This is a genomic window from Wolbachia endosymbiont (group B) of Xylocampa areola, from assembly GCF_964028205.1.
Lineage (GTDB): Bacteria > Pseudomonadota > Alphaproteobacteria > Rickettsiales > Anaplasmataceae > Wolbachia.
In genome coordinates this window covers 877,895-891,019 of record NZ_OZ034771.1, presented here as the reverse complement: position 1 = coordinate 891,019, position 13,125 = coordinate 877,895, and the positions used below count along the sequence as shown (strand labels likewise).

The following is a 13,125-nucleotide window of genomic DNA, read 5'->3' as shown; positions in this document are numbered from 1 at the left end:
CTAACCTATTCATTCTTAATATTTATAATTTTATACCTTGATACATTTACATGCAAGTTTTCTTTAGCCCCAATCTTATAAAAACTTCCTCTTATGGCTGTGAAAATGTTATGATAAGAGCTAATTTTCATGAGTAGGGAAATACCCAAATATTACTATCTTTCACCTTTTCTCCCTTCAAATTTTTTAACCATTTCTTTTACACTTACATTCGTGGAAGGTAAATTTTTGCTGGCAAGATGGTTGATCGAAGATTTTTTATTCCCTACTGGAAATGAACGAGATTGTTTTCTCTTCACACTGATATCCGTTTGTGTTACTGAAGCAGTTTTGTTTTCAGCAGGCAACACGTTCTTTACTTGATTTCGCTCAAATCTTTCTTTTAATGCCTTTACTTTACTACTCTCGCGAGTCACTTCTTTTTTCATAGCAACTACTAGTACTTTTGGTCCATCAGCTTTTTTTGCTGATTCTTTACCATCTTGATTTTCAGATTTTAGTGGTAGTGTAGGGTTACTCTCAGCTGATTTTTCCACTACTATTTTTTGCTCTGTGCTTACTTTTTCGCCTAAATCTTTAGGCTTTGGTGGTACTGCAGGTTTATCTTTTTTCGGTTCTTGTCTAATTTTTTGATTGATAGTAAACATTTTCTCTGGTACTGGTGGTACTCTTGGTGGTTTTGGTGGTGCAAGAGATTGAAGTTGTTGTTTCTTCCTATTTTCTCTTTTTGCTTCTATATGTTCTTTAGGAATTGTTGCATAAATCGGCTCCTCTTTAATTGATTGTAGATTACGCAAATCTTTTGTTAAAGATTTGCTCTTTTCCTCTTGATAATTTGATATTTCTTCATACTCAGGATCTTCGTTTAATGAACCTCCATAACCTGAATCTTCTCGCTCATATAAGAGATTTTTCTTTTGCTGTCTATTTTCTAAATTTATTCCATATGACCTATATTTATCTTGACTTCTTTCTATTCGCTCTAAATCTGAAATTTTTTGAATAACATCTGTATATTCGATTGCTGTTCTAGCAGTTGAAGGAGGCAATTTATCTTTTATAAAATTACTTATATTCCTAATCGAAACATCTCTTCCTAATATTCTATTGAATATCCTAAGAATTAATGGCTTTTTATTTGCCTTCTTTACACAATTATTCAAGTCATCACGTATAACAAGTTTAGCTACATCTTCTGCCTTATCTGTAAAACCCTCTAAAGCATGAGATAAATCTGTTACTGTTTTACCATATTGTTTCTCTGAATTCCCTAGCTTTATAGCTTTGATCAGAGAATCGAGATTTTTTTTATAATCCTCACTTTTAAATGGATCATTCATACTAATTGTAATATTTTATTGAAATATAGATCTAAAATATTAAGATCTAGTGAATATTACTTTTTTAGTTCATATATAGCTATAGTTATACGGCGATAATGCGTAGCAGAATAACGATTTCGTCATTCTAGTATCTGCTTTTACCCCTTATCTAGGTGTGTAAAAGTGAAATCTAGTTTCGCTATATAACACAGTCTCATACAAGTAGCTTCTCGATTGAGAGTTGTCTTCTGCATTGAGCTCAACATTATTTACTACTTTTTCAGTAATAATTTCGGCAAACTCAGGAGAAAGTTCTTTTGCAGAAAATGCAGCATGTACAGCATTTTTAACAAAGAAACACGTAGCAAGTGCAAATACTGCTGTTGGTACACAGCACCAAGGAGAAGCTATACTAAAAAAGTTGTAGAAGCTACTAAAGTAAATATTGCTTGAAGCATAATATACTGTTTATCAATGCCAACATATTCAGCCATCAATTTTCTAACTTTGTTATTGCTGCCGTATGGCAAAAAAATATCTTAATAAAAGCTGTTACACTATTACTAGCAAGATATCAATCACGCTCTATTGGATCTACATTTTGATTTAAAATCGCCTATTTTCTTGCACTTTTTTGCCATTCATAGAATGTTAACTTTAAACTTCTTGGCTACAAATGCTCTACTTTCCCCTACATCCAATGCTTTTTTCCTTAAATCATAACTATATGCTGCTGGCATTTATATCTCCTCGCTACTTTACCTATTCCATCATGTTCCGACTATTAGGAAAAGAGCTATAATTTTCAACACTAACAAAACTACTTCCCAATCTTTTACACAGCAACCTATCGAACTTAATTCTGTGAATATATGATCAACAAAAAAAACTTTGAGAAAAGGAAGAATTATCTTCTTCCTTACTGTTACACGCCTAGACTCAAATAAATTTGTTCTGATAATAAATCAACATTATTTAAATCCTCACTAGGCTTTGACATTTTATATGTAATATCACCAGCAACAAGTCCAGTGAGTACAGCAGCAGCCATAGCTATGCCAATCATAGTCAATATCGGTAATGCAGCACCAAAATACAATCCTAACCCAACTGCCAATGCAGCTATGGCACCACAAACACAGCCAATTATTATTGGTTTATTAGTAGTTTTTACTGTATCTTTAGTTATATTTCCTTCAGTTTTAGGTATGCTGCTTTCATCTACTAAAGATTGTTCCTGACTTTCACAACCAGAAATGATCTTTTTAAGTACTGTTAGCCTATCAGCAATTTGCTGTGGATCTTTTGATGATGAGTCTAAAATTTCCTTAAGTACATCATAATAAATATCTTTATTTTTGTGATTAGGCACGATCCTTTCAAGGGTTAATTTCCAATCCTCTTGCTCTTGCTTTTCACATATCTCCTTAACTCTATCGTGCATTTTTTTGTTAGGATCATCTTTACTTTCACAACTAGATATGCTCTTTGCAAGTATTTTTAGCCAACCATCAATTTTAGCTTTTTGCTCTTCATCTTGCTCTTGATTTTTTAGTATTTCTAAAATATTCTTGGTTTTGTTAAGATGATCTTTTTTTATACTAGCGAAAACTTTTTTTAACATATCATTATCTTGAGCTACATCTATAATAGCTTTAATACTTTTCTGACTAGCTTCCTGATTAGTAAAATTTATAGCATAGGTAAGGGGTGTTAGAGTATATTCGTGATTACCTGAAGACCTGAGCTTTATATTCGCAGTAGTAAGAACTTTTTCTAATATACTATTTCTTTTAGCTACATTTAGGATAGCTTGAATGCCTCTCTGTTTATCAAGAATAATAGCATGGACAAGTGGTGTTAAAGTATATTCTTGACCATTTGAGAGCTTGATCTTTATATTCGCAGTAGTAAGAACTTTTTCTAATATATCTTTATCTTTAGCTACACTTAGAATATTTGTAATATATCTCTGACTACTTAACGAGTTCTTAAGATTTATAGCGTAGGCAAGCGGTGTTAGAGTATGTTCTTCACCATCTTTCAACTCTATACATTTCACAGTAGTAAGAATTTTCACCAAATCCTCTTTTGAAAATCCTGTAAGAAGATCAATAATATTCTCATGTTCTTCCATCGCAGCCTGTAACTTACCATATAATTCTTGTTGTGTTTCGTTTAATTCTTCATATTTTGGCATATAAAATTCTCCTATTCAAAATAATAATATACTTTAATTATTATACATTTAAGTAAATAAGTCAATAAAATACTGTGGTGCCAAAAACACTCAAACAAGAAAAAGTGCTCTGGTGCTCATTCTTTGTTTATAAATAATATTCTTGATTCAATCCTTTGCTTTCTTCTCAATATATCTACATATCAGAATAGACAGCTCATATAATACCAGCATTGGTATTGCAAGCCCTACTTGGCTTAGTACATCAGGTGGAGTTAAGATTGCAGCAATAATGAAAATTACCACTATCGCAATTCTCCGTTTATTTGACAAACTTTGTGCAGTGATTAGCCCTACTCTCACCATTAAGGTTAGTATGACTGGAATTTGAAATGCAGTACCAAAAGCGAACGCGAATTGAAGAACAAGGTCTAAATATTCACTAACTGATGGCATAAACTCTATTGGTATACCGAAAGATTTACCGCTATGTTCAAAAGCAATAAAAAATTTCCAGGCTAAGGGAAATATGTAGTAGTAAACTACAGCGGCTCCCGTTACAAACAAAACCGGTGTTGCAATTAAGTATGGCAATAACACCGCCCTTTCTCTTTTATATAAGCCAGGTGCTAGAAACATATAGAATTGCCATGCAAACACAGGAAAAGAAAACAACAGTGCACTCATTATTGCAACCCTGAGATATACAAAAAACGCTTCTGTTAAGTCTGTATAGATTAGAGAAAAATCATCACTATCTTTTGTAACTTCTATTAAAGGTGCAAGTAAAAAGCGGTATATATTTTCTTTAAAGTAGTAACAAAACCCGAAGGTAACACAAAAAAATAGAAAGCAAAAAATAACCCTTTTTCTAAGTTCCGCAAAGTGCTCATAAAATGAAGCATATTTTTGTGAGTTTTCGTTCATACTTTACAATAACGCTATATCTAACATTCTCAGTGAAAAAGCCCATTCATTGTCATACCATGCTGCAACTCTACAGATATCACCTGTGACATATGTACCAGCTAAATCCACAATTGCACTATAAGGGTTATGGACAAAGTCTATTGAAACTAAAGGCTCGTTACATACGGAAAGCACATGATTTGCTGAATTCTTAAATATTTCGTTTATTTCCTTAGTTGTTGCTCTCTTATCAGCTAAAAATTTAAAATCAACCATAGAAACGTTGCTAACCGGAACTCTAATAGCAGTACCATCTAGCTTACCCTTTAACTCAGGAATAACAGAACCAATTGTTTTTGCTGCTCCAGTTGTAGTTGGCACCATAGAAAGGCCACAAGCTCTTGCCCTACGTAAGTCTCTATGGTTGCCATCAAGAATATTTTGATCATTCGTATAGGCATGTATAGTGGTCATAAAACCGCTTTTTATACCTAAATTGGAGTGTAAAATGTGTACAATCGGAGCCAGACAGTTTGTAGTACAAGAACCTGCTGAGATCACTTTATGCTCCTTTTTTAGCATATCGTTATTTACGCCGTAAACTACAGTTACATCAGCATCTGAAACTGGAGCAGAGACAATTACTCTCTCTGCATTATGCTTTGCTGCTTCCGCACGCTTGTTGAATGCACCAGTGCATTCAAGTACTACATCAACATTCCAAGGAATATTTTCAGGGCTACGTTCTCTATATAAAGAAAATTTCCTGCTATTTATAGATAGCCAATTTTCAGACTCGTTAAAATCAATATCGCCGTTAAATTTGCCATGAACAGAGTCATATTTAATCAAATGTGCATGCTGCTCAGCACTGAGTGACCCATTTACCGCCACAACTTCTATTTGCTCGCTATAGTTTTCTACTTCAAAAATAGCACGCAATACACTTCTGCCTATTCTACCAAGACCATTAATTCCTACACGAATTGTCATTTTTCCATCTTAAAAGTTTAATTATACGGAATATTGCCTGATATTTCATTCTATTCTTTTAGTTGTTAATCCTAATGTTATAATATATTGATTGACTAAAGAAACTGTATCACTTAATTAATAATGTCTAAATTTTAACTTGGAGTAGGTTATGCATGGATTACCAATGACAAATTCAGATAATCAGTATCAGCAAAGAAAAATAGAAGCATTGCAAAAAGAAAATAAAGGACTGTCAGAAAAAGTGAAAACACTACAGAAAATGTCAGTGCTGCAAAATGAAATGCTAGTAATGCTACAGTGGAAATCAATAACAGAGAAACTGCGCACAGAAATATTAAAAAAACTGCTAGAAGCACCTCAAGAAGCAGCAGCATTTCAATTAGAAGAAAGAGATGAAGATCAGCAAGTAATAGAAGACATACTGGATATGCAAGAAGAATTTGAATCTTTACAAAATTTGGAAAGTATAGCTCTTCTCATAATAATCCAAACAAGTTAAGATATGGATTTATGGTAGTGGGGTTTGTATGCCAGCAGCGTATAGTTACGACTTAAGGAAAAAAGCAATGGAAGCATTGGATGAAGGAGAAAGTAGAGCAAATGTTGCCGAGAGATTTAAAATTGGAAAAACAACTCTATATGAGTGGCAGAAAAGACGTAAGGAAACGGGAGATTTTCAGTCAAAAAAGCCTGGAAGCGTAGGATATAACCATAAAATTACTGACTGGAATGTTTTTACCAAATTTGCAAAAAACCATGGTGGCAAAACTCAGTCAGAGATGGCTAAACTCTGGGGCAATATCAGTAGACAAACGATTCACCGTGCACTTAAAAATATTGGATTTACAAGAAAAAAAGACCTACGGATATAAAGAAAGAAATGAAGAGAAGCGAGCTCACTTTTCAAAGGTTATAGCAACAAAACGTCATGAAAATCTTGTATATATTGACGAATCTGGAATAGATAATACAGAAGACTACCCATACGGATACTGCAGAAAAGGAGAGAGGTTTCATTCACTAAAATCAGGTAAAAAAGCTCAGCGGGTCAGTATGATTGCAGCTCTAAATAAAGAGAAAATCATTGCTCCATTGACCTTTGAAGGATATTGCAATAAGGATGTTTTCGAGGCTTGGTTTGAGCAGTTTTTAACTCCAATTTTAAGGTCTGGCCAAACTGTAATTCTTGATAACGCTACTTTTCATAAATCTAAAAAAATAGATAATCTTGCTAAAGGAGTTGGTGCTGAAATTCTTTATCTTCCTCCATATTCTCCAGACTTTAACAAAATTGAGCATCAGTGGTTTGCTATAAAGAACAGAGCTAGAAAAAATATCCCTATTTTTAAGTCTTTCCGTCAAGCTGTTGATTCTGCTTTTTTATTCTGACTATTATGAGAAGAGCTATACTACTATTGAACAAACAAATATTCAAGGACAGAGCATATAAACTTGTAATAGTTTTAAACTATTACATATAACTTTCTCTACTTCCTTCTTTATCGTTATCCAGTGTTGTGGCACTGGGTGCTCCGCTCTTTTTGTATTTTACGACTAAGGATATCATTTTTTAGTGCTTATTTCTTAATATATTAATATAAATCTTAATTAAGTAATTATAGTACTATATTATTTAACTCAATATTAATGATAATTATTATGGATTTAAAAAACTTACAACTAGAGTTGCTTAGAATAATTTTTCTCATACTTGCACCAGCTAGTGCAGAAGAAGAAAGAGATATGAAGGAGCGAGCATTAGAGATTATAAGTATATTAAAAGATCATATTAATGATGATATAGAAATGAATAATCTGAGAATGACAATTTTAGACTACATTGTCTTTTGTGATAGTCAAGATAACGTAAGGTTAAATAACAGATCGTTATTAGACTTAGAAGATGCCGTCAAAAGTATTGGAGGGAAAACTTCACAAGAGTTAGGGCGAGTAAATCAGATTCCACAGCAACCAAATAGTATTGGGTTAGCGGTAGCAGAAGCTACAATACAATATGAGGCGCATGTGAGAGAAATGGAAGAGAGAAATGTAAGGATTATCACCTCAATTGGAGTATTAGGTATAACAGCCTTAGGAGTTAATCTAGGAGTTAATCTTGGAAAATCAAAAGCGAGTGAAATTATTGGTGCAACACTTGGAGGACTATTATCCATGCCAATAATGGTCATGTTACCAGCATCAATAGCAGTAGCGTTAAAAAACAGTAATTCAGAGCTTAGAGAAGTAGTACAATATTCTCTTGATGCAACAAGTAAACCGTCAAGGATTGGGTTAGTAGCAGCTTTAGGAGCAGGCGCGATGATGTTAATTAACAATATAACTAGCAGCAGCACTGAAACAAATATGGAATTATTAGGCCCTGGTTTTATAGCTGCAACTGGAGCTGGAATTGGTGCTGCATTGTCAACGGCTTTAGCGAGAAGGATGTTTGCTACTATCTCCACAAATTTGGAAAGTACTACTATTGAACAAACAAATATTCAAGGACAGAGCATATAAACTTGTAATAGCTTCAAACTATTATAAATAACTTTCCCTACTTCCTTCTTTATCGTTACCCCGGGTGTTGTAAAACTGGGGTAATACCTTCCGCTACGAAAATCACCTACAAAACACAATCTTTTTATTCCCCCAAACAATTAGTTGTGAATTTAAGCAATCATATTAATATAGTAAATATTTACTTAATATACTAGTATTTACCTTGACTAAACAATTATAGTGCTGTATAATTTGTACTTAAGCTTTAATAGTGAGGTGTTGATGGACGCACAAGAATTAGAAAACTTACAGAAAAGTTCATCAACAAAATCCCAAGATGCTGGGGAGAAAACATCAGAAGAGTTGGGAAGAAATTTAAACCCGAATGAAGCCAATAATGATATATTCTAAAATCTATCAAGAATACGAGGGAGAAACATGGACAGAGTCATTAATGAATGGTTTTATAGCCGCTGTTTCATTGGGATTTGGCTTCCTTCTAGGAAAAGCTACAAACGAAGCTGTTTCTACAAATCTGGAAAACGCTGCTGTTGAACAACCCAATGTGCAACAAACCCTACCCTTATGTATATAAAATGACAAATTTTATAACTAAAAAAGTACTTCCACATTTTCAAAGCACTGCATACAATAGAATTATATTGTAGTGCCTTATACTCATCCTGAGATATAGGAAAACAATCTATACAACATTTTAAGCTGGCTCAGAGCGCTGGCAAACCCAATACCATAATTTACAAGGAGGACTTATGAATAAGAAATTTCTCTATTCACCATTATCAATAAAAAGCATAGAAGAAAACGGAGTATTTTCTGGCTATGCGAGCGTTTTTAATATAGTTGATAAGCAAAATGATCTGATATTACCAGGAGCATTTAAGAATAACTTAAATAAAAGTCAGATAAAACTTCTTTGGCAGCACAATCCGAGCGAGCCTATAGGTAATATTACGGATATTTGCGAAAATGATATTGGCCTATATATAACTGCACATTTGCTTTTTGGTATTCAAAAAGCAGAGGAAGCATATTTAATGCTCAAAACTGGAACTATTAACGGGCTTTCGATTGGCTATATACCAATAGAGTATGATGTTGATCATGAAAGCGGAGCTCGAGTGTTAAAACAAGTGGAGCTATGGGAAGTTAGTTTGGTCACTTTCCCTGCAAATTTGGCAGCTCAGGTAATCAACGTGAAAAATCAGCACAATGAACAAGAAATGTTAGCAAGAGCAATAGAAAAAGCAAATTCTGTGCTTACGAACATGTGTATTTCTACTTAAAATCTATAAAAATTTTCACACAATTTAACATTTATATTATTATTTATTTAATAATTATATTAATATATATAACTTCAATACTTTAAAAATTAGGTAATTTTATGCTAAATGCTAACAATAAGGTTAATTACGAACCTAAACAAAAGGAAAAAAAATATAGCTTATCCACTGTGCTTGCTTGGCTATATCTAAAAACAATTGGACGAATGTTGCCAGAAAAGTGGAATCAATGGGCAAAGAGTATCCTACATTACAATATTGCAGATAATGTGGTTCAGACTGATGATCTTTTAAATTCTAACAGAGAAAAGGAATTGAAGGATGAAAATGAGAGATTAAAAGAAAAGTTGAAAGAAGGTAGTAAGAAGGAGGAAAATCAGTCAAATTTAAATCAGGAATTAACTAAAAAAGAGAAAGAAATTACTAAACTTAAAGAACAAGTAAAATCATTAGGAGAGGAAAAAGAAATATTTGCTAAATTTTTTGCAGCACAAGCACAGCAGATTGAAGACTTAGAATTAGAAAATGAAGAGTTAAAGTCTAAACTTGCAGGACTTAAAAAGAACTATAGTGAATTGGTAAAAATTGCACGAAAAAGAGGAGAAGAATTTTTAGCACAGTTCAAGGAAAAGTCTGAGGAGATATTACATTTGCAGAAAGAATTAATTGAGTGCAGCAAAGAATTTGCAAATAAAATAGAAATGCTCTCAGTAGGGTTAGAAGAAAAAGATGGGGAAATAGGTAGATTAACGCAATTAAATGAAGTATTAGAACAAGAGAAAAAGGAAATGGAGACTAAAAATAACGAACAACAGCAAATCATACTTGATCGAGAGGAAAAAATAGACAAACAAGGCGCTTTAATTACTTCACTTACTGATAAAAATAAAGACATAAATGAAACTGTGAGGAAAGATAATGAAAGCCTAAGAGCGCAAAACACAGATTTAGAAAGTAAAGCTATTGAGTGGAAAAACAAATATGATACTAAAATAAAGGAATTAAAAAATCAACTTGAGGAGAAACAAGCAGAATTAGAACAAGCTAAGGAAAAAGATGCTGAATTAGAGGATCTTAGAAAAAAATTGAAAAGTACTCAGCAACAATTAGTGCAAGAAAAGACTAATCTAAAAGATGAATTAAAGGATTCAAGTAGTAAACTAAATGCTGCTAAAGAGGAGAAAAAAGTCTTAGAAAGTGAAGTTGACAAATTGCAGGAAAAATCACAGAAATTAGAAGAAAGTAACGTTGAAATAAAGAAACAAAAGGCAGATTTGGAGGGAAAATTAAAATCTTCACAAGAAGAGAATAAAAAGTTACAAGAACAAGTACAGACATTAGAAAAAGGTAAAGAGTTGGAATCAGCTGGAATAGATGATAGCTTAAAGCAAACTTCTGCAAAGAAAGAGAAGCAGATTGAGCAGTTACAAGAGGAACGTAAGCAAGCAGAATATCAAGCGAAAGCTGATATTACAAAACCACAGGAAGAAAAAAGAGGTCTGTTAGTTAAAATAGATAGCTTAAAGGAAAATTTGTCAGTTGCGCAAGAACAGTTACAGAAACAACTAAAGTTAAATAATCAAGAGTTACTGGAATTGAAAAAAGAGAAGAGAAATGTTGATACAAAGTTAGAAGATATGGATAAAAAAACTAAAGAGGTAGATGCAATTAGTATAGCATCTACTACAAAAAAAACACTTTTTCATTCTATGAAGTCAAGCTTTTCAAATGGTTCTTATGATCTTTTCAGTAATAAGAAGCTCAAGGAATTTTTATCTCATAAAAATAGAGAGTTGAAAAAAGGTTTTCCTGAACTTGAAGGAAAACACTTTTGCCATAACGTGCTTGGTGAAACTATAAAATCTCTATCAAATCAAAGTGATGGTAAATTTGAAAGCAATAAATTACTTGAATTATTAAAAAATAATTTGAAAAAATTAGCAAGTGAGATCATAGAAGCTGAAGTTAAAGGAGTTGTCAAAAAATATTGTAATATTGGAAATATAGATAAGGAGTTACGTGATGGTGTGTTAAAAGACAAGCTGTTATTTTCTATTAAAAAATGCATGAAAAATTTAAGTTGGGATGAGGAAGCTGCTAATGCAATTACAGATTCTGTCTTGAACAACTTTCATAGCAAAGATAATAGCAATCTCCAAGAAATTGTTTCGGAGGAGTTAATAAAAGGTAGAATGGAATTTTTTTCAAGTAATATCGAGTTGTTACAACTAGCATCAAGTATAAGAGATAAATTTTTATGCCCAGATCAGGGAATGTGTAATCAGACTCAAGGAAGAGTAAACGAGTATCAATTAACAGATAAAGCTAAAAAAGAATACACACCTAATTCTTCCATGAGTCACACTACTATATCAAACATGAAGAGATTAGCTAGATAACTAGAGTAGGCTCTTAGCATAAAGTATCAGCTCCTCCTTTGTTAAAGTGTAGGAGCTGTCTTCCCAGTGTTGTCGTAGCAATTCTAAGTTTCTACCTAAATTTTTTCCTGGTTGATGACCTATGATTATTAAATCATCCCCAGATAAAGGAAATTTTGGAACATTGAATATATTGGCAAATAAAATATACTCATCAACATTTGTTCCAGACTCAATACCACAAATCTTCATTAAGTCACAATATAATTCCTTACCAAATAAAGATATGTATTTCTTTTGCTCTTTTTCTGAAAGCTCTGTTTTAATATTGTTTGATAATAAAAATAATAGCTTTTTCTTTTGCTTATTTGAAAGACGTAAAAACTTGCTCACTTCTTCCCCAAGACTCGCTCTATCTTCAGCAGTCCTAATAAGCAAAGCTAATTTTGTTAGTGCATCGATTGTGGGATCTAGGAAAGGCGTATGGACATACGCTGAGGGTTTTATAGGAGGTTTAGTGTTGATAAGAAGTGGTGAAGATAAAATTTCGCATTTTACTTCTTTTGGAATAATTTTTTGTAAAACATCAGATTTTTGCATGCTCTTAAGTGTTGGAGCAGGATCATTGCATTCCAAGAGTTTAAATATTTCTTCTCTTATTCTCTCTCCAGAGAGGTTTTGAATCATGTGCGAATGCTTTTTGCACACATCCAATATTTCATCACTTAAATCTCCTATGCATATTTTAGCGTGAAAACGAAACGCTCTTAAAATACGTAGATAGTCTTCCTTAATCCTATCTTCAGCGTTACCTATAAAGTTTAACTTTCGTGTTTTTAAGTCCTGAATGCCACCAAAGTAGTCGTATATATGGCCATGCTTGTCCGCATAAAGAGCATTAAACGTAAAGTCGCGCCTTGAAGCATCAGCTTGCCAATCATTAGTAAATTCTACCTTCGCATGTCTACCGTCACACTTTATATCATGCCTTAGCGTTGTAATCTCAAAGGATCTTTTATTTAAAATCGCAGTAATAGTTCCATGTTTTAAGCCAGTTGGAATAGTTTTTATATTACGGAGTTTTAACGCTTTAACTGCTTGATTAGGCAGCAGATTAGTAGCAAGATCGATGTCGTGAATGTCACGCTGTAAAATTGAATCTCTAACACATCCACCAACAAGCCTTGCCTCACCACCAAATTTCTCTATGGCCTCAATAATTACACTAGTTTCGTGATCAATTTGCATTTAGGTTACACATACTGAAAATCATGTTACAAAAAATGCGAAACTTTTGCAAAAATCCTCATATAAAAATATATAGGCAGGAGAGTGGTAAAATAAGAGGGTAAAGTGATAGAGTAAGTCTACAACAAATCCAGTGCCTAGAAACTTATAAGTATAAAAGTAATGTTAAAATACAATGTTTTCGATGATTATAAAAAAGCTGGATGAGCCACTTGCATGACACCTTTGTAGCCTTCTCTTGTCATCCCAATACCTGCTCAAGTAACTGACACTGGTTCCCTTTATGA

General features: G+C 33.0%; 13 protein-coding genes and 1 pseudogene. 8 read left to right on the top strand and 6 right to left on the bottom strand.

Annotation, left to right across the window (positions count from 1 at the left end; all coding sequences use genetic code 11):
- Window positions 1-155: 155 nt before the first annotated feature.
- The gene (locus ABWU35_RS04355) at window positions 156-1,340 is read right to left on the bottom strand and encodes a hypothetical protein (protein ID WP_007302701.1); all 1,185 of its coding nucleotides are present in this window, start codon (window positions 1,338-1,340) and stop codon (window positions 156-158) included.
- Between the two features lie 223 nt (window positions 1,341-1,563).
- Here ABWU35_RS04355 and ABWU35_RS04350 point away from each other — a divergent pair, with 223 nt between their 5' ends.
- A complete protein-coding gene (locus ABWU35_RS04350) occupies window positions 1,564-1,749 on the top strand; it encodes a hypothetical protein (RefSeq protein WP_214303414.1) in 186 nt (61 codons plus the stop codon).
- A 160-nt stretch (window positions 1,750-1,909) separates the two neighbouring features.
- On the opposite strand, the pseudogene ABWU35_RS06140 reads toward ABWU35_RS04350, so the two are convergent.
- The 4 genes and pseudogenes from ABWU35_RS06140 to gap all read right to left on the bottom strand — a co-directional run.
- Window positions 1,910-2,062, bottom strand: a pseudogene (locus ABWU35_RS06140) (IS630 family transposase); the annotation flags it as partial.
- A gap of 185 nt (window positions 2,063-2,247) precedes the next feature.
- Complete coding sequence (locus ABWU35_RS04345) at window positions 2,248-3,522, bottom strand: magnesium transporter (RefSeq protein ID WP_264685474.1); 1,275 nt, start codon at window positions 3,520-3,522, stop codon at window positions 2,248-2,250.
- 147 nt (window positions 3,523-3,669) lie between these two features.
- Window positions 3,670-4,428 carry a twin-arginine translocase subunit TatC gene (gene tatC / locus ABWU35_RS04340; RefSeq protein WP_149168864.1) on the bottom strand — a complete coding sequence of 253 codons (759 nt, stop codon included), beginning with the start codon at window positions 4,426-4,428 and terminating at the stop codon, window positions 3,670-3,672.
- A 3-nt stretch (window positions 4,429-4,431) separates the two neighbouring features.
- Entirely contained in the window at window positions 4,432-5,403 is a 972-nt protein-coding gene (gene gap / locus ABWU35_RS04335) for a type I glyceraldehyde-3-phosphate dehydrogenase (RefSeq protein ID WP_007302698.1), read from the bottom strand.
- Between the two features lie 151 nt (window positions 5,404-5,554).
- Here gap and ABWU35_RS04330 point away from each other — a divergent pair, with 151 nt between their 5' ends.
- From ABWU35_RS04330 to ABWU35_RS04300, 7 genes are all read left to right on the top strand, one after another.
- On the top strand, window positions 5,555-5,905 hold the full coding sequence (locus ABWU35_RS04330; RefSeq protein ID WP_353275888.1) for a hypothetical protein: 351 nt from the start codon (window positions 5,555-5,557) through the stop codon (window positions 5,903-5,905).
- 28 nt (window positions 5,906-5,933) lie between these two features.
- Window positions 5,934-6,795 (top strand): IS630 family transposase gene (locus ABWU35_RS04325; protein WP_265028085.1). Its coding sequence is split into 2 segments (ribosomal slippage): window positions 5,934-6,259 and window positions 6,258-6,795, totalling 864 coding nucleotides; the frame shifts between segments, so codons are not numbered across the junction.
- Between the two features lie 270 nt (window positions 6,796-7,065).
- Window positions 7,066-7,926: a hypothetical protein gene (locus tag ABWU35_RS04320; protein WP_007302696.1), complete on the top strand. Its 861-nt coding sequence runs from the start codon at window positions 7,066-7,068 to the stop codon at window positions 7,924-7,926.
- A gap of 264 nt (window positions 7,927-8,190) precedes the next feature.
- A complete protein-coding gene (locus ABWU35_RS04315) occupies window positions 8,191-8,319 on the top strand; it encodes a hypothetical protein (RefSeq protein WP_019078577.1) in 129 nt (42 codons plus the stop codon).
- Complete coding sequence (locus ABWU35_RS04310) at window positions 8,306-8,503, top strand: hypothetical protein (RefSeq protein WP_019078576.1); 198 nt, start codon at window positions 8,306-8,308, stop codon at window positions 8,501-8,503. The genes ABWU35_RS04315 and ABWU35_RS04310 overlap by 14 nt, the downstream gene beginning before the upstream one ends.
- A 175-nt stretch (window positions 8,504-8,678) precedes the next feature.
- A complete protein-coding gene (locus ABWU35_RS04305) occupies window positions 8,679-9,212 on the top strand; it encodes an HK97 family phage prohead protease (protein ID WP_007302694.1) in 534 nt (177 codons plus the stop codon).
- A gap of 101 nt (window positions 9,213-9,313) precedes the next feature.
- A complete protein-coding gene (locus ABWU35_RS04300; RefSeq protein WP_264685475.1) occupies window positions 9,314-11,611 on the top strand; it encodes a hypothetical protein in 2,298 nt (765 codons plus the stop codon).
- Here ABWU35_RS04300 and ABWU35_RS04295 read toward each other — a convergent pair whose 3' ends face one another.
- Entirely contained in the window at window positions 11,612-12,838 is a 1,227-nt protein-coding gene (locus tag ABWU35_RS04295) for a CCA tRNA nucleotidyltransferase (RefSeq protein WP_264685476.1), read from the bottom strand.
- Between the last annotated feature and the right edge of the window lie 287 nt (window positions 12,839-13,125).

Coding starts and splice junctions, on each gene's coding strand:
- ABWU35_RS04330 (WP_353275888.1), top strand. CDS start 5,555: ATGCATGGATTACCAATGACAAATTCAGATAATCAGTATCAGCAAAGA.
- ABWU35_RS04310 (WP_019078576.1), top strand. CDS start 8,306: ATGATATATTCTAAAATCTATCAAGAATACGAGGGAGAAACATGGACA.
- ABWU35_RS04305 (WP_007302694.1), top strand. CDS start 8,679: ATGAATAAGAAATTTCTCTATTCACCATTATCAATAAAAAGCATAGAA.
- gap (WP_007302698.1), bottom strand. CDS start 5,403: ATGACAATTCGTGTAGGAATTAATGGTCTTGGTAGAATAGGCAGAAGT.
- ABWU35_RS04315 (WP_019078577.1), top strand. CDS start 8,191: ATGGACGCACAAGAATTAGAAAACTTACAGAAAAGTTCATCAACAAAA.
- ABWU35_RS04320 (WP_007302696.1), top strand. CDS start 7,066: ATGGATTTAAAAAACTTACAACTAGAGTTGCTTAGAATAATTTTTCTC.
- tatC (WP_149168864.1), bottom strand. CDS start 4,428: ATGAACGAAAACTCACAAAAATATGCTTCATTTTATGAGCACTTTGCG.
- ABWU35_RS04355 (WP_007302701.1), bottom strand. CDS start 1,340: ATGAATGATCCATTTAAAAGTGAGGATTATAAAAAAAATCTCGATTCT.
- ABWU35_RS04300 (WP_264685475.1), top strand. CDS start 9,314: ATGCTAAATGCTAACAATAAGGTTAATTACGAACCTAAACAAAAGGAA.
- ABWU35_RS04295 (WP_264685476.1), bottom strand. CDS start 12,838: ATGCAAATTGATCACGAAACTAGTGTAATTATTGAGGCCATAGAGAAA.
- ABWU35_RS04345 (WP_264685474.1), bottom strand. CDS start 3,522: ATGCCAAAATATGAAGAATTAAACGAAACACAACAAGAATTATATGGT.